Here is a 16,284-nt window from a genome sequence, read left to right on the forward strand (position 1 = left end):
GCTATTTCCTTATGGTTTTTGTCGGCATTCCACGCCGGTCGCGGCTTGTCAAGCGGGTGGCGCTGCACCGAGATCAAACTCAAATCAATCGAACATATTAAGCGCGATATTCGCGATGTGGATAGACAGGGGGGTTAATGACCCTAACATCCAGCCATTGCCACCGGAGTTTGCCGTGCAGATCGGTCGGTCGATCCATGATGGTCTAATGTTCAGACCGACGGCTTCCCAAAGTCCGTATGGGGTATTCGCCGAACGCGCGCATATACAATCCGGAAAACCGGCTCATATGGACAAAGCCCGCTTCGGTTGCAGCCTGGGTCACGTTCATGGTGCCCTCCAGAAGATAGCTGCGTGCCCGATCGAGCCTGATGTGGGTCAGGACGTCGTGCGGCGACGGCAGCCCGTATTCCAGAAATGCCAGTTGCAGGGACCGTGCGCTGCAATCTAGCCGACTGCAGATGTCGCTGATGCTGACAGGCTCGGGATGAAGGGCCTCCATGACCTCCAGGGCCAGCCTGACCCTGCGCTGACCGGCGGATGCAGAACTGTCCGTTGGCGGCGCCAGCGCCGCGGCGATCTCGGTCAGGGCGTCGGCAAGGCTTGCCGTGACATGGCTCAGCGTGCGCACTGCGGCGTGCTGTTCGGGATCATGCTCGAACTGGGTCAGCGTCGCGCTGATCAACCGTCGCAAATGCCCGACGGCCGGAAGGTTGGGCACCAGCAGGTGGTGGTTAAGCATCAGGGGCAGATCGTTCCGGCGGCATGTCTCCTGAAGATCAGCTTTGGGAAAGGTCAGCAGGTCGGCGATATAGGGCGCGGCTGGCGATGCCCGCTGGACCGTCGTGCGGCGCCTGTTGGGATCGAAGACCAAGACGCCATGCGCGCCGGTTCGGAAGACGTCGCCATCCACCTCGCTCGTCACCGTCCCCGACCAGGGCAGGATGACCGAGATACGGTCCGGCTCTTCCAGCAGGATCTCGTGCCCGGTCGATCGCACTCTTGCCAGGCCCAACGGGCTGTCGGGCAGCCGAAGGCTGGCGATGTCCAGGCAGCCGGCCTTGTCGAGGAAGCGAAAGCTCTCGGTGCGGTCGAACAATCGGGGCTCGATCGCCTCCTGGGGACCGCGCAGCACAAACCTTTGCATCGCCGTTTCCGCCACGTTCCACCGCCCGGCCCGACCCCTTTGGAGCAGGCTATATCCAAACCGAACAGTTTCAAACGACGATCTGCAGCGCGGCATTCCGCGGCATGGCAGGTTGCGAAGTTTGCTCACGTCAACAGCAGAGGAAGAACCTCATGAAACGATATATCGCCTTGGTGGCCGCGTTGCTGACGCTTGGCAGCACCGCGTCATTCGCGGACACGGTCCGCCAGGAAACGGTCCGCTTTGCCCGCGGCACCTCTGGCGCGACCCTGACGGGCCAGGTGCGCGGCTATGACAGCGTCCAGTATTCCATGGGCGTGTCTGCCGGACAGCGGCTGGACCTGCAGCTGGATAGCGGCAATTCCAGCCTGTATTTCAACGTCACCGCGCCCGGCGCCAGTGAGGCGCTGTACAACAGCTCGATCAGTGGGAACGGCACGTCGATCACCATCCCGTCCAGCGGCACATATCTGATCGAGGTCTATCTGATGCGCAACGCCGCCCGGCGGAACGAGACCGCGCCCTACACGATGACCGTCTATGTCGAATAACCCCCACAGAACGGAGATGACGATGAAACATGCTGTACTGCTGCTGGCCACCCTCACCCTCGTCGCCTGTGATGACACGGGCGTCGGCGGCGTCACCGGAACCGGCCGAACCGATTTCCCCGAAGATGTTGCCGCCTGCAAGCAGGCTATGGCGTTCCGGGAATCGACCACGCCGACCTTCATCGAGGTCGTCAGCGCCGCGCCCCTCCGGGACGGCTCGGGAATCCAGATGTTCGTCACGCATAACGGCCAGAACATGACCATCTGCCGGACGGACAACGCGCACAAGGTGACAGAGCTTTTCCCGTACGGCTGATGGACAACAGGGGGTGGCATCAGCCGCCCCGCGATCACAGGCGGATCCCGCATGGCAGACAGACCGGACTTTCCCTTCTATGCCGAAAAGCCGGTGCCTCTGGCAGGGCGTGATTGGCTGATCCTGATGGCGTCGCTGGCACTGGCGCTTTTGGTGCTGTCGGTATCGCCACAGATGGCCTTTCCAGCCAGTTTGGTCCCGCCATTGCTGTTTCTGGGCATCCCCCTGCTGACATTGCGGGTGCTTGCCGGGTGTCACTGGACGGCGATGTTCGGCGGCGTCGGCTTGCGACAAATAGGGCAGATGGTCCTGTTCGGGGTCCTGACGCTGGTCTTCTCTCTTGCCGTGGCGCTGCTGCTGTCGCAGGTCGCGCCGCTGAGCCAGAACCCCGTCACGGACCGGATGCAGGATCTGTCGGCAGGACAGCTGACACAGCTGCTGATCCCGACAATCCCGCAGCTGATCGGAGAAGAGGTGTTCGGCATCCTGCCGTTCCTTGCCACGCTGTGGTTCTGCGTCATTAGGCGGGGGCTGTCGCATTTCACGGGCGTGATCTGTGGCGTTGCCGTGTCCGCCCTGATCTTTGGTGCCGCGCATCTGCCGACCTATGACTGGGACTGGGCACAGGCGCTGATCGGCATCGGGTCCGCGCGGGTGGTGTTGACGCTGGCTTATGTCGTCACGCGAAACCTGTGGGTGTCCACCGGGGCGCATATCCTGAACGACTGGTCCGGGTTTCTGGCAACCTTTGCATTCGCGCATCCGCCCATCGGGACAGAGCCTGTCTGACAGGAGAGGATTTGCCATGCCATCTGTGACCGCCATCCGCATCCAGACCCTGCTGTGGGCCGTGCTGGGGGTCCTGTTCCTGCTGTCGGCGCCGATCCTGTGGGCCGCTTCGCCGCTGGTTCTGGTCGCGGTCGCTGCCCTTGGCGCGGGGCTGGGGCTGGTGGTCGAATGGGCCATCCGGTCGTATCGGCACAGGTGGAGGCGGTCGGCGCTGGTCGGCGGCGCACTGGCCTGCACCTTGGTCGCGGCACCTCTCTACTGGCTGGTGCTGCAACCGGCGCTGCATCCGCTGGCCGTGCCGCGCGTGACGCTTGGCGACGGCACCCGGCAGGTGGTGTTCCAGGGGATGGTGCATGTCGGGTCGGAACAGTTCTATCGCTCGGTCGTCTATGACATGATCCGGGCGCGGGACGCGGGCTATGTCCTGTATTTCGAGGGGACGCTGCCAGGCACGCCCGAGGCGACGGCCTGGTTGAACGCTGCCGTCGATGCCGACGGAGATCTGAACGCCCAATATGCCCGCGTCGCCCAAGCCTGCGGGATGCAGTTCCAGGGCGACTTCCTGGGCTTCGTGCAACGCCAGGCCGCCATCGATCCCGCCCATATCATCTCCGCGGACGTGTCCGTCACCGAGATGTATGACGAATGGCAGCGGCTGGTCGCCGCCCGGCCCGAGTTGGCGCAGGCCATGGCCGCTGATGGCGCGAATGCTGGCGGCCTGTCGATATCCCGCCTGCTGGACATCGTGTCGGGCCTGGGGGATCGGCAACGCGACTTTCTGGCGACGGCCTGCCGGGGGGCGTTCACCATGCTTCTGGGGCGGGCGGAGAGCCAGAACGACATGAACCTTGTCGTCCTCGATTTCCGCAATCGCAAACTGGCCGACCGGATCGCGGCCGATGCGGGTCAGGACATCTACATCACCTATGGCAGCGGGCATTTCCCTGGCCTGCTGGAGGAGATGCGCAAACGGAACCCGTCCTGGCAGATCCTGTCGACCACTTGGTCGACGGCCATCCTGCCGCCCGACGATGCTGTCGGGCATCTGCCGGCCGGGGCGGATCGCTGACCACCGGACATCACAGGTCCGCAGGCAGCGGTCCCGACAGCAACGACAACAGCATGGCGATCACGAAGCTGGTCGACCCAAGGACCAGTGCCAGCGCGGTCTGCCGCAGCGCGTGCCCCCGCGAGATGCCACGGTGATCCATGAACCCCCGCATCAGCGCACCCGCATACCACAGCAGCCCGACCGCAAAGACCGTCCATGCCGCCGCATCGGACCACCTTGCGGGCGAGTGTCCCAGCATCAACGCCACGTCCAGCGCCAGCACAGCAGGTACGGTCACATAGCATTGCGCATAAAACATCGGGCGCAGCGTCTCCCGCGACAGGCGCTGCCCCGCCAGCCGCACGTGTTGCAAACCCAAAAGCATGGGGAACAGGCTGAACGACACCGCGCGAAAAACCAGAAGGTTGCGCGTGTCGCCCAGCACGCCGCTCAGGACGACGCTTTGGTGAAACACCCCCGTCTGGATCAGATGCACCAGAACCAGGGTCAGGAACAGAAAGATCGGGGGGCTGAGGGCATCCTGGAACTGCGCCTCGGGCGGCTTTCTCAGCTCGCTTTCGGCATAGCCGATCATGGCCAAGGGATGCTTCAGGCATCGCCAAAGGGTCAGCGGATAGAAGACCAGCCACGACACGACCTCATAGAGCAGCTGCTCGGCCGATCTCAGCAGGTTCATGAAATCCAACCGTTCACTCCTAAGTGATAAGGCCCCACGGTCATAGCGTAGCCATGACGAAAGAACCGATCAATTCGAGAAGACGCATTCACCAGATTTGCTGCCGGTGCCGAAGACTCCCGGGATCATGATAGCCGCAATTGGCGTGGCCGTTGTGATGGCCTGCTCCGCAATTCTGGCACCGGCAGAACGCTTTAAGAAGATGCAAATGTCTAGGCTAATCCGGCAGGTGCAAAATAAACGGATTCCTGGAGAAACACTCCACTACGACTGGTGCTCGACGCATAAGGTAGTACATGCCCGATAGGTCACTGTAGATCGCATGTGCCCATGGCGGTGTCGAACGCAGTGTCTGATTCCGACAGCTCTCCACTATCGATACCGATCGGCCGAAACGGCGGAAGCTCCTGGGCTGCGGGTTGAACCTGGCTAAGGCGATAGCAGCCAGTGTACACGGCGGACCCTTCGGTGGTCACCGCCTCGATCGCAACAGGAACGGCGAAAAGCAGCGTGCCAGCGGCCCCCTCGGCGATGACCTCTCCGTGGCGCAGACGGACGCTCTGGGTGGTGGCGTAACCCTCACGGAAGGCAGAGAGGTCGGGGGCAGTTCTGGGGGCAAAATAGCTGTGTGCGCGAAGGTATTCCTGCCTGTTCACAGCATTATAAAGCGATGCCACCACCCTTTCCGCCGTCGATCGATCATCGAGATAGGGTGCAACATCTTGCGCATATGGAAGGGTCACCGGAAACGCAGCAAATGTTGCGAAGGCAATGGTGCGGATCATGCGGGGAGCCTAGATATAATCTTTGTGATAAAAATATAGATCGCGTGGTATCGGGGGAGCAACTCGGCTGAGCTATTGCTTCTCTACTGAACCGGTGCGCGCTATGACCAATCAGCGGCAAGAGTAGCTGAACAGGTAGCGACCTTCTCCTCCCGGACGACCGGGGCTGACCGAGCATACGCGCTGATTGCTGAGAAGATAGTCGCGGGCAGCCCCTCGATACTCGATCTCCGGATCCTCAATGCCAGAGGCCATCAACGCGACCTCCAACTGGCCTCGGCGATCGGCAATGTACCAAGCATTTCCCTTGTAGAAATGTTCGTCAGCAGTTCCAAAATCGGATACGGGCGGTGTCGTGCATCCCCCAAGAACAAGCAGGCCAATCAATGCGTACTTCATGCCGACGCCGGTCCTCTACGATCACGCGGCCATTCCGCGCCTTTGATATAGAGACGAACCACCCTTGGCAGAATGGGTTCCGCGGAAAGCCCCGGTCTTATTGTTCCACCAGCGAGCGTGCCCCATTGAAAGATTATTGATGCCGACAAACGGGTCGATAAGCCGGCCTTTAACCCGAGCGCATTAGGCAATGCGATTTCTGATGGTAATGACATGTAGTAGAGTTCTGGAAAGTCAGGATACTGGCCAGACACAGCAAACCACCTCTCCAAACATTGGATCCAGCAAGCAGTTGAGGCGCAGGAGTTTCACTAGACACGCAGACAGGTGGGATTTGAATTGCCCTATTCTTCTTTCCGCTCTCGACCCCCCGCCCGGCGCACGACTTCATCGATCCCCGACATCGCGGCATCGAGATCCGCCATGATCCGGTCCAGTTAGCCCTCGTCGCACCCTCGCTTCATTCGTTCCAACGTACCGATCTGTTTCAAGCGTTCGCTCGACCTCTCGCTGCCGGCAAGCGCACCACCACGAACCGCCCCTGCCCCTCCCGCATGTCCCATCCGCGCGGCCAGGGAGGGCAGCGCCCAGAACCGGGAGGTGCTGCGGGCGGTGAGGTTGCTGAGGCAGCCAGCATCGACGAGCTCGCCGATCAGGGACAGGGCGGTCCGACGCGTCACGCCGAGATGATCCATGACCTTCGCCGAGCTGATCACCGGCTGCGTCTGCAGATAGGTGATCAGGTCGCCAAGGCGCGACCGCCCATGCGCAGACGACGTCATGGCCGAGAGACGCGTCACCTCATGGCGCAGGGTCCCCAGATGGCCAAGATCATGCGAGAGGCTCCGCGTGGCGACCTCCAGGAACGTGGCCAACCCGGTCATCGGCGACCAGACCCAAGCCGGTGCGGGTCAGCGACACGGAGGGCGGCACGATCCACCCGGCCACTGCCGGCATCAACAGGCCCCCTGCCCTCTCGTCCAGCTCATCGCGGCCGACCCTTTTATCAGGAGACAGCCCCTGCAGATGACGCGCGGCACCCTCCACGGCCATGAAGATCAGCCGCTCGGCCACCGGGCTGCTGCGTCGGGAGCGGAAGGCATAGCTGGCCGCCGCGCGCCATCCCGCCAGGATCGGAACATGGAACCAGGCGCGACCAGCCTCCACGACCAGGGGCAGCTCCGCATCCTCGAGACGATCGCCCTCGTCGCGTGTCTGCCCGATGGGCGCGGCGGCCGCTTCGATCCGGCGCAGGGCTGCGACCGGCGCGCTGAATGGATCGCCGGGCCGCCGGATGACGGTCAGAACCTTCAGGGCCATCTCGGCCGCCCGGGCATCCTCTTCCATCGCGATGCCACTGGTCAGACGCAGCACCATCCCCTGCGTGGAGATCCGCTCACCTTCGAGCCCGACCGAAGCGGCAGCCTCCAGAAGGCTCGTCTCCATCCGCCACAGTGCAGCCACGGCGGGGTCGGCCAGGAGAATGCCCTCGACCCTCGCAGCCTGGGTCTCGGCACTCAGGAGAAGCGATCCGACATCCATCTGATAAACCAGAGTTATGCAACGACTGCCTTACATCCGGTCGTCCTTTGACGTGCCGACGATGACATGGGTGACGATCGTGGTCAGGTCAGGAAAGCCGCCCAGCACCTCGTGGTGGAACTGCTTGTAGCTGGCCAGATCGCGGCACTCGACGCGCAGCAGATATTCGACCGTGCCGGTGATGTTGTGGCATTCGACGACCTGCGGCGCGGCGGCACAGCGCGCCTCGAACGCCTGTTGGACCCGCGCGGTATGCCGTCCCAGACCCACCAGCACAAAGGCCGCGAAACCGACCTGTCGCGCGGCATCGCCCAGCACGGCGCGATAGCCGGCGATGATGCCCTGCCGCTCCATCGCCTCGACCCGCCGCTGGCAGGTGGAGGCAGACATACCGACCCGTTCGGCCAGGGCCTGATGGGTGATCCGGCCATCCTTTCGCAGGATGCGCAAGATCTTGTCGTCAATCGCGTCCATGATGGGCCTTTCCTGCACAAACGCCGTCATCATCGCGCGGATTGCGGACATCCGCCAGCGCCCGCGTGCCAGGATGGGACGAACGCAGGACAGGAGGCGGCGAATGGATGCGCTGATCGGGTTGGTGGGGTTTGCGGCGGTCACGACGATCACGCCGGGGCCGAACAATGCGATGCTGATGGCGTCGGGTGCGACGGTGGGCCTGCGCGGCAGCTGGCGGCACATGGCCGGGATCATGCTGGGCTTTGCGGCGATGGTGCTGGTCCTGGGCGCCGGGCTGGCCCCCGCAGTGCAGGCCCATTCCGGCCTGCGGCGCGTGATGCAGGCCGCGGGGCTGGCCTATGTTCTGTGGCTGGCGTGGAAGATCGCACAGGCCCGCCCGTCGCAGGCCAAGGCCGCCGGACGCCCCGTCGGGCTGTGGCAGGCGGCGGCGTTCCAATGGGTGAACCCCAAGGCTTGGGCAATGGTGCTGGCCGCGCTGGCGACCTATGGCGCGGCGCTTGGCGGTCCGCTGCCGGTGGCGCTGGCGTTCGCGGCCGTGGGGCTGCCCTGTCATCTGCTGTGGGTCGTGGCGGGCGCGCGGATCGCACGGATGATCGACGCGCCGGACCGGCTGCGCCTGTTCAACATGGCGATGGCGGGAATCATGGTCCTGTCGATGCTGCCGGTGCTGATCGCCTAGCCGCGGACAGGGGATGCGCCGGGCCGCAGGGGCCCGGCACGGGGTCGTCACATCGCGGGCAGGACCGCCAGGTCGCGGATCTGGCCATCGGCCGCGATCTCTCCGGCCGCGGTGGCCGCGCCGGTTTCCAGGTCGACGGAATGGATGGTGTTGTTCGTCACCAGCCACGCCATGTTGGCGCCTTCGGCATCGGTCTGGACGTCGAACGCCATCATCTCGCCCGGGTTCTCGACGTTCAGCATGCCGATGGTGGCCAGCGTGCCGTCATTCGGGGCGGTCTGCTGCAGCAATGCGCCCAGGCCCGAATCGATGTTGTACATCGCGGTCGCCTCGGGGGTGCCATAGCTGTTGATATAGGCCGCAGCGGCGATCATCGGGCTGGCCTCGGAATTCTCGTCCTCGGCCACCCAGTTCAGGCTGCCGTCGACGGTGACCTCTCCGGTGTCCACGTTCACGCGGTGGTTCGTGGTGCCGGTCATGAAGCGCAGGCGGTCGGCCATCGGGTTGAAGTCGACGATCACGGGCATGTCGCCCACCTCAAGCGGCGTGTCCATGGTGGACAGGTCGGTGGCGGCGCCGGTCGCCGTGTCGATGGTGACGATGCGCATGTCATCCGTCACGCCGACCAGCGTGTTGTTCGACGGGCGCAGGTCGATGCCCAGCAGGCGGTCCACGCCCTCGACATCCATGGTGCCGGTGACTTCCAGCGTCTCGGTATCGAACATGACCAGGGTGCGGTCGTCGGTCAGGCCGACGCCGGTCGCGGCAGCCGCCGCCGAAATGGACAGCGCAAGAGCAGAGGTCGAGAATGCAGCAATGCGAAACATGGGGATGTTCCTTTCGGTTCAGCTTCTGTCACAGGCGGCGGTCTTCGCCGTCCTTGACCCGATGACGCGGCATCCGCGAAACCGGATGCAAAAATAATTGGACCCCCGCAAATTCGGCGGGCGCACCGAAAGTGACCGCGCGCGCGGTTGCAACCGCCCCCCCGATCGCGGCAGGATGGCGGTGCGACAAGGGGAGGTTTCGTGACCGACGACACAAGACAGCGCAGCCGCCAGCTTGACCGGGCCCTGACCGCCTGTGCCGAAGGCCGTCCCGAGGGCATCGACGCGATCCTGGACATCGAGGGGTCGCAGCTGCTGGGCGTCGCGCGCCGCATCCTGATCCGCCATGACCTGGCCGAGGAGGCGCTGCAGGATGCGATGGTGCTGATCTGGCGCAAGGCCGCCCAGCAGCGCCAGGGAGAGGGCACGGCCCGCGGCTGGATCTATGCGGTGCTGCGCAACCGCTGCCTGACGATCCTGCGCGACGGCAAGCGCCTGTCCAGCCTGTCCCCGGACGAGCTGACGCGCATGCAGGACGCCCGCCAGGACCTGTGCCACGACGACGACTGGAAGCTGTTGGCCGGAAAGGGGCGGCTTGGCGAATGCCTGGACGCGCTGGACGATCCGGCGCGGCGCGCGATCCTGCTTGCGCATGTCGCGGGTTACAGCCACGGAGAGATCTCTGCCCGCCAGGGGGTTCCGCTTGGCACCGCGAAATCGTGGATCCGGCGGGGCCTGGCCTCGCTGCGGGAGTGTTTGTCATGAGTTCAGTGTTCCAGGATGACGTGATCGCCTTTGCCGACGACTATGTCATGGGGCTGATGTCGCCGACCGAGGCCGAGCTGTTCGAGGCGCTGATCGCCGCAGACCCGGCCCTGGCCGCCCATGTCGCCCGTCTGCGCGAACAGTTGCTGCCGCTGGACCTGTCGGCCGAGGCCCTGGCCCTGCCGCCGGGTTTCGCAGCACGGCTGCAGGACATCATCGCACGCACGCCGCAGGACGCCGCGCCGACCACGCCCCTGTCCGCGGATCCGACCGTGGCCCCGGTCGCGGCCAACCTGCCCCGCGCGCCGATGCGCTGGCTGGCGGGGCTGGCCGCTTCGCTGGTGCTGGGGTTGGTCCTTGGGTTCGGCGGCGCCATGCAGCGTCCCGCGCCCGCGCCGCAGGTGGTGGCCGTGCTGCTGGACGATCAGGGCCAGCCCCGCGCCATCATCGAGGATTACGGCGACGACACGGCGCAGATCCGCTTCGTGTCCGATGTCGACGTGCCGCAGGGCTTCTCGATCCAGGCCTGGACCCTGCCCTCGCGCGAGATGGGGCCGCAATCCCTGGGCGTGCTGGACGGGCCGCGCGCGACCACGCTGGCGGGTCCGGACCTGCCCGTCCCCGCCGACGCGCAGCTTTACGAGATCACGCTGGAGCCAGAGGGCGGATCGCCCACCGGGCGCCCGACGGGGCCGATCATCGCCAAGGGCCTGGCCGCCGCGCAGAACATCTGACACGGGCAAGGGAACGCGCGGGCGTCTGGTCGGTTGAGGGGGACAGCAACCCCTCAAGGTGTCCATGTCCCCCACAACCGACCGCCGCGACCCGGCCGAAACCGACCTGACCTGCGACGTGGCCGTGATCGGCGCGGGCACCGCGGGCATCGCCGCCGAACGCGCCGCGCGCAAGGCGGGGGCCCGGACCCTGCTGATCGACCCCGAGTTTCGCGGAACGCTGTGCGCCAATACCGGCTGCATGCCGTCCAAGCTGTTGATCGCGGCATCCCATGCGGCCCACGCGGCGCGGCGCGCGCCCGTCTTCGGCGTTCATCCGGGTGACCCGGTGATCGACGGACCGGCGGTCATGGCCCGCGTGCGCGCGGAACGCGACCGGTTCGTGGACTTCACCCGCGAAACCTTTGACGACCTGCCCGAAGGCACCGCCGTGCGCGCCCGCGCCCGGTTCATCGGGCCAAGCGAGCTGATGCTGGACGACGGCCGCCGCGTGCAGGCCCGCGCCGTGGTGATCGCCACTGGGTCGCAGGCCCAGATCCCCGAACCCTTCCGCGATCTCGGCCCCCGCATCCTGACGAACGAGACCATCTTCGAGCTACCAGACCTTCCCGACAGCCTGGCGGTGATCGGCGGCGGGCCGATCGGCCTGGAACTGGCGCAGGCGATGGGTCGCCTTGGCGTGCCGGTCACTTTGTTCGACCAGGGCACCCGTCTTGGCAAGGCCCGCTGCGACGTAGTCCATGACGCGCTGCAGGACGCCATTGCGCGCGACGTGACCCTGTGCCTGGGGGTGGAGACGACAGCCTCGGCCGTTGACGGCGGGATCAAGCTGTCTTGGACAGGCGACGCGGCGGGGGATCAGGTGTTCAGCCACGTGCTGGTCGCCGTCGGCCGCCCGCCCAACCTGAAGGGCCTGGACCTGGATGCATCGGGGCTGGTGCTGGACGGTCACGGAACGCCGGTCTTCGACCGCACCACGATGCAATGCGGCGATGCGCCCGTCTTCATGGCGGGCGACGCAAATGCCGATGTGCCTCTGTTGCACGAAGCATCGACCGAGGGTGCCATCGCCGGAACCAATGCCGCGACCTATCCGAAGGTCACCCCGGGAGAGCGCAGCCCGGCATTCGCGCTGACCTTCACCGACCCGCCGCTGGCCTCGGTCGGGACCGGGCCGGGCGACGGGGTCATCAGCGGTCGCAGCGACTATTCCGACCAGGGCCGTGCCCGGACCGAGGCGCGTGCCGAAGGTGCCGTGACCCTTTACGCCGATGCCCAGGGGCGGCTCAGCGGCGCGGACCTGTGCTGTCCGGGCGGCGATCATCTGGCGCATCTTCTGGCGTGGTCGGTGCAATCGGGCGCCACGGCGACGGGGTTGCTGACCATGCCCTTCTATCATCCCACGCTGGAGGAGGGGCTGAAGGCCGCCCTGCGCCAGATCTGCGGTAAGACACGCCAGGCAGAACCCGCCGGGCGCGACTTCGGCACCCCCCCCGGCGCATAGGATGCAGTCATGACGGAATCGATCCACGATCTGGGACAGGGCTTCTGGTCGATCAGGGGCGACCTGCGCATCGGCGGCGTCCTGAACGTCGGCACGCAGGCGTCGCTGGTCCGGCTGCGGACAGGCCGCTTCGTGATGCTGGACAGCTATCCCCTGTCGGGCGCGATCCGCGATACGGTCATGGACCTGACCGATGGCGGGCGCGCGGTTGAGGCGGTTCTGAACCTGCATCCGTTCCACACCCTGCATTGCGCCGCCACCGCCCGCGATTTTCCCGACGCGGCGCTATTCGGGTCTCACCGCCACCGCCTGCGCCACCCGGACCTGAACTGGCGTCCCGAACCCGTCGAATCGCCCGAGGTTCAGGACATGTTCGCGGGTGACCTGACGTTCTCGCTTCCCCGCGGAATCGACTATGTCAGCCGGAACGAACGCGTCCATGCCGGATCGCTGCTGGCGTGGCACCCGGCCAGCCGGACGCTGCATGTCGATGACACGATCAACCTGATGCCGGTCCCGCGCCTGCTGCGCGGCGTGTTCCCCAATCCGCGCGTGTTCCTGCACCCGACACTGCCGCAGGCGCTGCTGCCGCAGGCCGGGGCAGTTCGCGACTTTCGCGACTGGCTGCAGGGGCTTGCAGGGCTGACGCGCGATCTGCGCTGGCTGTGCGCGGCCCATTCGGGCCTGCGCGAATTCGAACCCGGCCAGTTCAAGGGCGAACTGCTGGCCGCCTTCCGCCGGGTCGAGGACAAGCTGGCAAAGGCCGAGGCGCGTCGCGGGTGATCTTGCCTTCCCCGGCGGGGCGCGGTCTGATCGCGCCCAAAGGGGGATGCGATGATCGACATGGGACAGCTGCCCGACGGGCGCAGGGTGCAGGCCGTGGACCTGCAGGCGGGACGGTTGCGCGCGCACGTGCTGACGCTTGGCGGCATCGTTCAGGACCTGCGCCTGGACGGGGTCGACCATCCGCTGGTTCTGGGACATCCGGACCCCGCGACCTATCTGACGGATCCGTTCCGCCATGTGGGCGCGCTGGTCGGGCGTTATGCCAACCGCATCGCGGGTGCGCGCATCCGCCTGTCGGGCCGGGTTCATGATCTTGACGCGAACGAAGGGCCAAACTGCCTGCATGGCGGCACCGACGGGGCATCGGTTCGCCTGTGGCGCATCACGCGCGCCGCGCCTGATGCCGTGACCCTGGCCCTCGATTTCGCCGACGGAGAGATGGGCTTTCCCGGCGCGATGCAGGCACTGGCGACCCTGTCGCTTGGCGATCACGACGGCACGGCGTCATTCAACGTCACGCTGCAGGCGACGGCAACGCGCCCGACGCCCTGCAACCTGACGCATCACGGCTATTGGACGCTGTCGCCCAATGGGGCCGCGGACCAGATGCTGCAGATCGATGCCGACCGCTATCTGCCCGTGGACGATGCGCTGATCCCCCTGCCCGACGCCCCTGCCCCGGTGGCGGGCACGCGGTTCGATTTCCGCACGGCCCGGCCGCTTGGAGATGCGGGGCTGGACCATTGCTGGTGCCTGGCCGACGGGCATGGCCCCTTGCGGCAGGTGGCCAGCCTGACGGCGCCTGACCTGCGCCTGCGGGTGCTGACGACGGCGCCCGGGCTGCAGGTCTATGACGGCGGCCACTTCCCGCAGACGGGCCTTGCCGGCCACCCCGGCCAGACCGCCCGCCCCCAATCCGCCGTCGCGTTCGAGGCACAGGAATGGCCCGACGCCCCGAACCGCCCCGACTTTCCGCCCACGATCCTGCGTCCCGGCACCGTCTGGCGGACCGAGACGCGCTATCTGCTGGACCGCCCCTAGCCGACCGTGACGGTGGCCACGGCTTCCGCAAACTGCGGATGGCGGGCGGTGATGCGGATCGTCCCCGCCTCGCCCGTCAGGCGCAGCAGCATGCCCGTGGTTCCCCCCTGCAGCATCCGCAGGTCAGGCCCGATCGGGCGCGCAGGGCCGTCCACGGTCACCGCGATCGCCGCATCCAGGAAAGGCAGCCGGTTGCCCGCCTGGTCCAGCGCGCGCAGCATCACCCGCAGGTCGATATCCGCATCCGCAGGCAGCGTGTCGCGGTCGGGCGCGATCTGCAGCGTGGTGGGCAGCGGATCGGCCACATAGTCGCGCAGCGCGACCTGTTCGCCGTTCAGCCAGCCGGTGATGCGGCCCGGATGCCAGCTCATGCCCCATTGGCCCAGCTCCTCGGCGCTGATATGGCGGTGGTCGATGATGACCGGCGGATGCGGCAGATGGGGGAACCGCTCTCGGTCGGGGCCGACGCGGCGGGCGACGCCCGCGCATTCGAACTCGACCTCGTCGCAGTTCGTCAGCACGATCAGCGGCAGGACACCGCCGATGTTGCGTTCGCCCCGGGCCCAGAAGGTGACCGGTTCCATCACGATCCCTTCTGAGGGTGGCTTCTGGCTGCCATAGGCATGGGCCGCGAATTTCGGCTCTCGCCAGATGTCCATGACGCCGTGATGGCAGATGCGGTCGCCCGCGCCGAAATCCTTATGCGTGTTGTAATCGAACATGCACCAGCCGATCGACCCCGCGATGCCCGCATCGCCATGGGCGGCGTTCAGCACCTCCAGGTGACGGATCACGTGCTCCATCTGGCGCAGTTCGGGATCCTGCGCCTTGGTCGGGAACATGTGGCCGTTATATTCGGTGACCAGATAGGGCACCGGCTTCTTGATGCCGGTGACCTCCGCCACGGACCGCAGCGCCGTGCGCGGGCGGTTGATCAGCGGCAGCTCGGATTCGTCCAGGATGAAGTCGTTCATCGTATAGACGTCCTCCAGCATCTCGCTGTCGGTGATGCAGCGCACGCCCCCGGTCGCGCGCGTCGGGTCCAGCTCGCGCGCCAGCGCGTTGGTGCGGACATAGAAATCGTGGTTGTCCGGGCTTTCGTTGATGCGCACGCCCCAGATGACGATGCTGGGGTGGTTCCAGTCGCGGGTGATCATCGCGCGGACATTCTCCACGCTGCGATCCTGCCACGCTTGATCGCCGATATGCTGCCAGCCGGGGATCTCCTCGAAGACCAGCAGCCCGATCTCGTCGCAGCGGTCCAGGAACCATGGGCTCTGCGGGTAATGCGAGGTGCGCACCATGTTGCAGCCCAGATCGAACCGCATGATCTCGGCATCGCGTTCCTGCGCATGACGGCCCGCGGCATAGCCCTGATGGGCCCAGCTTTGATGCCGGTTCAACCCGCGCAGCGTCATGGGCTGGCCGTTCAGCAGGAACCCCTGCGGCGTCCACTCCGCGGTGCGGAAGCCGAAGCGATGCGTGGTCACGTCGCCGCTGTCGGGCAGGGTCAGCTCGACCGTGTAAAGCTGCGGGTTGTCCGTGGACCACAGCGACAGGCCGGTCAGGCCCGACAGGGTCAGCTCCCCCTCGCCTTCGGTGGCCGCAATCTCACGGTCCCCATCCAGCAGGCGGGCGCGGACCGGGCCGGGGGCGGTGACCTCGGGGCGGATCACGACAGTTTTCGCGTCCGCCAGCGCGTCGGGCGTCAGGATGCGGGCATTGGTCAGGTGCCGTTCGGGCAGCACCATCAGCCAGACATCGCGATAGATCCCCGCATAGGTCAGATAGTCGATCTGCGCGCCGAAGGGCGGGATGGCGGGGTTTTCCGACCCGTCGATCCGCACCGTGACCCGGTTGTCGCCGGGGCGCAGATGGTCCGTCAGGTCGGCCACAAAAGGGGTATAGCCGTCGGGATGGGCCACGACCTGCACGCCGTTCACCCAGACCACATTGTCGGCCATCGCCCCGTCAAAGCGCAGTTGCACCCGGCGGCCCGCCCATGCGTCATCCCACGCGATCACGCGCTGATAGGTGAAGGGGCGCTGATAGCAGGTCTCGTCGAAATAGCTCAGCGGCAGGTCCACCGCGTTATGCGGCAGCGTGACCGGGGCGCCCGACAGGGGTGCGGCGGGGTCGGCGGTGCCTTCGGTGAAGATCCAGCCGTGGTTCAGTCTTTCGATGGTCCGCATGT

Annotated in this window: 19 protein-coding genes; 10 read left to right on the plus strand and 9 right to left on the minus strand. The window is 66.0% G+C overall.

Going from position 1 to position 16,284, the window contains the following annotated elements; all coding sequences use genetic code 11:
• Positions 1–205: 205 nt before the first annotated feature.
• Positions 206–1,162 (minus strand): helix-turn-helix transcriptional regulator, encoded by a 957-nt coding sequence (locus FHD67_RS17375; protein WP_176695183.1) that lies wholly within the window; start codon positions 1,160–1,162, stop codon positions 206–208.
• Positions 1,163–1,299: 137 nt separating this feature from the next.
• Between FHD67_RS17375 and FHD67_RS17380 the strand changes: the two genes are divergently transcribed.
• Genes FHD67_RS17380 through FHD67_RS17395 form a run of 4 tightly spaced genes read left to right on the plus strand, consistent with a single transcriptional unit; the run spans position 1,300 to position 3,872 of the window.
• The gene (locus FHD67_RS17380) at positions 1,300–1,698 is read left to right on the plus strand and encodes a PPC domain-containing protein (protein ID WP_045999800.1); all 399 of its coding nucleotides are present in this window, start codon (positions 1,300–1,302) and stop codon (positions 1,696–1,698) included.
• 22 nt (positions 1,699–1,720) lie between these two features.
• Positions 1,721–2,014 (plus strand): hypothetical protein, encoded by a 294-nt coding sequence (locus tag FHD67_RS17385; protein WP_139599497.1) that lies wholly within the window; start codon positions 1,721–1,723, stop codon positions 2,012–2,014.
• Positions 2,015–2,065: 51 nt separating this feature from the next.
• Positions 2,066–2,803: a CPBP family intramembrane glutamic endopeptidase gene (locus tag FHD67_RS17390; protein WP_139599476.1), complete on the plus strand. Its 738-nt coding sequence runs from the start codon at positions 2,066–2,068 to the stop codon at positions 2,801–2,803.
• A 16-nt stretch (positions 2,804–2,819) separates the two neighbouring features.
• Positions 2,820–3,872: a TraB/GumN family protein gene (locus tag FHD67_RS17395; RefSeq protein ID WP_139599477.1), complete on the plus strand. Its 1,053-nt coding sequence runs from the start codon at positions 2,820–2,822 to the stop codon at positions 3,870–3,872.
• Positions 3,873–3,882: 10 nt separating this feature from the next.
• On the opposite strand, the gene FHD67_RS17400 is transcribed toward FHD67_RS17395, so the two are convergent.
• The 6 genes from FHD67_RS17400 to FHD67_RS17425 all read right to left on the minus strand — a co-directional run bounded on the left by FHD67_RS17400 (position 3,883) and on the right by FHD67_RS17425 (position 7,751).
• Positions 3,883–4,551, minus strand: a complete 669-nt coding sequence (locus tag FHD67_RS17400) for an MFS transporter permease (protein ID WP_246071335.1) — start codon at positions 4,549–4,551, stop codon at positions 3,883–3,885.
• A 308-nt stretch (positions 4,552–4,859) separates the two neighbouring features.
• Positions 4,860–5,336 carry a hypothetical protein gene (locus FHD67_RS17405; protein WP_139599479.1) on the minus strand — a complete coding sequence of 159 codons (477 nt, stop codon included), beginning with the start codon at positions 5,334–5,336 and terminating at the stop codon, positions 4,860–4,862.
• Between the two features lie 111 nt (positions 5,337–5,447).
• A complete protein-coding gene (locus tag FHD67_RS17410) occupies positions 5,448–5,735 on the minus strand; it encodes a hypothetical protein (RefSeq protein WP_139599480.1) in 288 nt (95 codons plus the stop codon).
• 437 nt (positions 5,736–6,172) lie between these two features.
• On the minus strand, positions 6,173–6,610 hold the full coding sequence (locus tag FHD67_RS17415; RefSeq protein ID WP_176695184.1) for a helix-turn-helix domain-containing protein: 438 nt from the start codon (positions 6,608–6,610) through the stop codon (positions 6,173–6,175).
• Positions 6,567–7,277: a hypothetical protein gene (locus FHD67_RS17420; RefSeq protein WP_139599482.1), complete on the minus strand. Its 711-nt coding sequence runs from the start codon at positions 7,275–7,277 to the stop codon at positions 6,567–6,569. The genes FHD67_RS17415 and FHD67_RS17420 overlap by 44 nt, the downstream gene beginning before the upstream one ends.
• 30 nt (positions 7,278–7,307) lie before the next feature.
• Complete coding sequence (locus FHD67_RS17425) at positions 7,308–7,751, minus strand: Lrp/AsnC family transcriptional regulator (RefSeq protein WP_246071336.1); 444 nt, start codon at positions 7,749–7,751, stop codon at positions 7,308–7,310.
• Between the two features lie 103 nt (positions 7,752–7,854).
• Here FHD67_RS17425 and FHD67_RS17430 point away from each other — a divergent pair, with 103 nt between their 5' ends.
• Entirely contained in the window at positions 7,855–8,433 is a 579-nt protein-coding gene (locus tag FHD67_RS17430) for a LysE family translocator (RefSeq protein ID WP_139599483.1), read from the plus strand.
• A gap of 47 nt (positions 8,434–8,480) precedes the next feature.
• Here FHD67_RS17430 and FHD67_RS17435 read toward each other — a convergent pair whose 3' ends face one another.
• Complete coding sequence (locus tag FHD67_RS17435) at positions 8,481–9,260, minus strand: DUF4394 domain-containing protein (protein WP_045983425.1); 780 nt, start codon at positions 9,258–9,260, stop codon at positions 8,481–8,483.
• 201 nt (positions 9,261–9,461) lie between these two features.
• Here FHD67_RS17435 and FHD67_RS17440 point away from each other — a divergent pair, with 201 nt between their 5' ends.
• The 5 genes from FHD67_RS17440 (at position 9,462) to FHD67_RS17460 (ending at position 14,090) form a co-directional block, all read left to right on the plus strand.
• On the plus strand, positions 9,462–10,025 hold the full coding sequence (locus tag FHD67_RS17440; RefSeq protein ID WP_045983424.1) for a sigma-70 family RNA polymerase sigma factor: 564 nt from the start codon (positions 9,462–9,464) through the stop codon (positions 10,023–10,025).
• The gene (locus FHD67_RS17445) at positions 10,022–10,759 is read left to right on the plus strand and encodes an anti-sigma factor (protein WP_045999809.1); all 738 of its coding nucleotides are present in this window, start codon (positions 10,022–10,024) and stop codon (positions 10,757–10,759) included. The genes FHD67_RS17440 and FHD67_RS17445 overlap by 4 nt, the downstream gene beginning before the upstream one ends.
• 64 nt (positions 10,760–10,823) lie before the next feature.
• Positions 10,824–12,263, plus strand: coding sequence for a dihydrolipoyl dehydrogenase (locus tag FHD67_RS17450; RefSeq protein WP_139599484.1), 1,440 nt, complete (start codon positions 10,824–10,826; stop codon positions 12,261–12,263).
• Between the two features lie 9 nt (positions 12,264–12,272).
• Positions 12,273–13,046 carry a hypothetical protein gene (locus FHD67_RS17455; RefSeq protein WP_139599485.1) on the plus strand — a complete coding sequence of 258 codons (774 nt, stop codon included), beginning with the start codon at positions 12,273–12,275 and terminating at the stop codon, positions 13,044–13,046.
• Between the two features lie 51 nt (positions 13,047–13,097).
• Positions 13,098–14,090, plus strand: coding sequence for an aldose epimerase family protein (locus FHD67_RS17460; protein WP_139599486.1), 993 nt, complete (start codon positions 13,098–13,100; stop codon positions 14,088–14,090).
• Here the strand turns inward: FHD67_RS17460 and FHD67_RS17465 are convergent.
• Positions 14,087–16,282: a glycoside hydrolase family 2 protein gene (locus FHD67_RS17465; RefSeq protein WP_139599487.1), complete on the minus strand. Its 2,196-nt coding sequence runs from the start codon at positions 16,280–16,282 to the stop codon at positions 14,087–14,089. The two genes, FHD67_RS17460 and FHD67_RS17465, sit on opposite strands and share 4 nt — an antisense overlap.
• Positions 16,283–16,284: the final 2 nt, after the last annotated feature.

This window comes from Paracoccus haeundaensis (assembly GCF_006239215.1).
Lineage (GTDB): Bacteria > Pseudomonadota > Alphaproteobacteria > Rhodobacterales > Rhodobacteraceae > Paracoccus > Paracoccus marcusii.

What these genes read in the sequence shown, in the direction of transcription:
- FHD67_RS17450 (WP_139599484.1), top strand. Translation starts at nt 10,824, where the DNA reads ATGTCCCCCACAACCGACCGCCGCGACCCGGCCGAAACCGACCTGACC.
- FHD67_RS17380 (WP_045999800.1), top strand. Translation starts at nt 1,300, where the DNA reads ATGAAACGATATATCGCCTTGGTGGCCGCGTTGCTGACGCTTGGCAGC.
- FHD67_RS17385 (WP_139599497.1), top strand. Translation starts at nt 1,721, where the DNA reads ATGAAACATGCTGTACTGCTGCTGGCCACCCTCACCCTCGTCGCCTGT.
- FHD67_RS17435 (WP_045983425.1), bottom strand. Translation starts at nt 9,260, where the DNA reads ATGTTTCGCATTGCTGCATTCTCGACCTCTGCTCTTGCGCTGTCCATT.
- FHD67_RS17390 (WP_139599476.1), top strand. Translation starts at nt 2,066, where the DNA reads ATGGCAGACAGACCGGACTTTCCCTTCTATGCCGAAAAGCCGGTGCCT.
- FHD67_RS17420 (WP_139599482.1), bottom strand. Translation starts at nt 7,277, where the DNA reads ATGGATGTCGGATCGCTTCTCCTGAGTGCCGAGACCCAGGCTGCGAGG.
- FHD67_RS17405 (WP_139599479.1), bottom strand. Translation starts at nt 5,336, where the DNA reads ATGATCCGCACCATTGCCTTCGCAACATTTGCTGCGTTTCCGGTGACC.
- FHD67_RS17460 (WP_139599486.1), top strand. Translation starts at nt 13,098, where the DNA reads ATGATCGACATGGGACAGCTGCCCGACGGGCGCAGGGTGCAGGCCGTG.
- FHD67_RS17455 (WP_139599485.1), top strand. Translation starts at nt 12,273, where the DNA reads ATGACGGAATCGATCCACGATCTGGGACAGGGCTTCTGGTCGATCAGG.
- FHD67_RS17400 (WP_246071335.1), bottom strand. Translation starts at nt 4,551, where the DNA reads ATGAACCTGCTGAGATCGGCCGAGCAGCTGCTCTATGAGGTCGTGTCG.
- FHD67_RS17395 (WP_139599477.1), top strand. Translation starts at nt 2,820, where the DNA reads ATGCCATCTGTGACCGCCATCCGCATCCAGACCCTGCTGTGGGCCGTG.
- FHD67_RS17425 (WP_246071336.1), bottom strand. Translation starts at nt 7,751, where the DNA reads ATGGACGCGATTGACGACAAGATCTTGCGCATCCTGCGAAAGGATGGC.
- FHD67_RS17445 (WP_045999809.1), top strand. Translation starts at nt 10,022, where the DNA reads ATGAGTTCAGTGTTCCAGGATGACGTGATCGCCTTTGCCGACGACTAT.
- FHD67_RS17465 (WP_139599487.1), bottom strand. Translation starts at nt 16,282, where the DNA reads ATGCGGACCATCGAAAGACTGAACCACGGCTGGATCTTCACCGAAGGC.
- FHD67_RS17410 (WP_139599480.1), bottom strand. Translation starts at nt 5,735, where the DNA reads ATGAAGTACGCATTGATTGGCCTGCTTGTTCTTGGGGGATGCACGACA.
- FHD67_RS17430 (WP_139599483.1), top strand. Translation starts at nt 7,855, where the DNA reads ATGGATGCGCTGATCGGGTTGGTGGGGTTTGCGGCGGTCACGACGATC.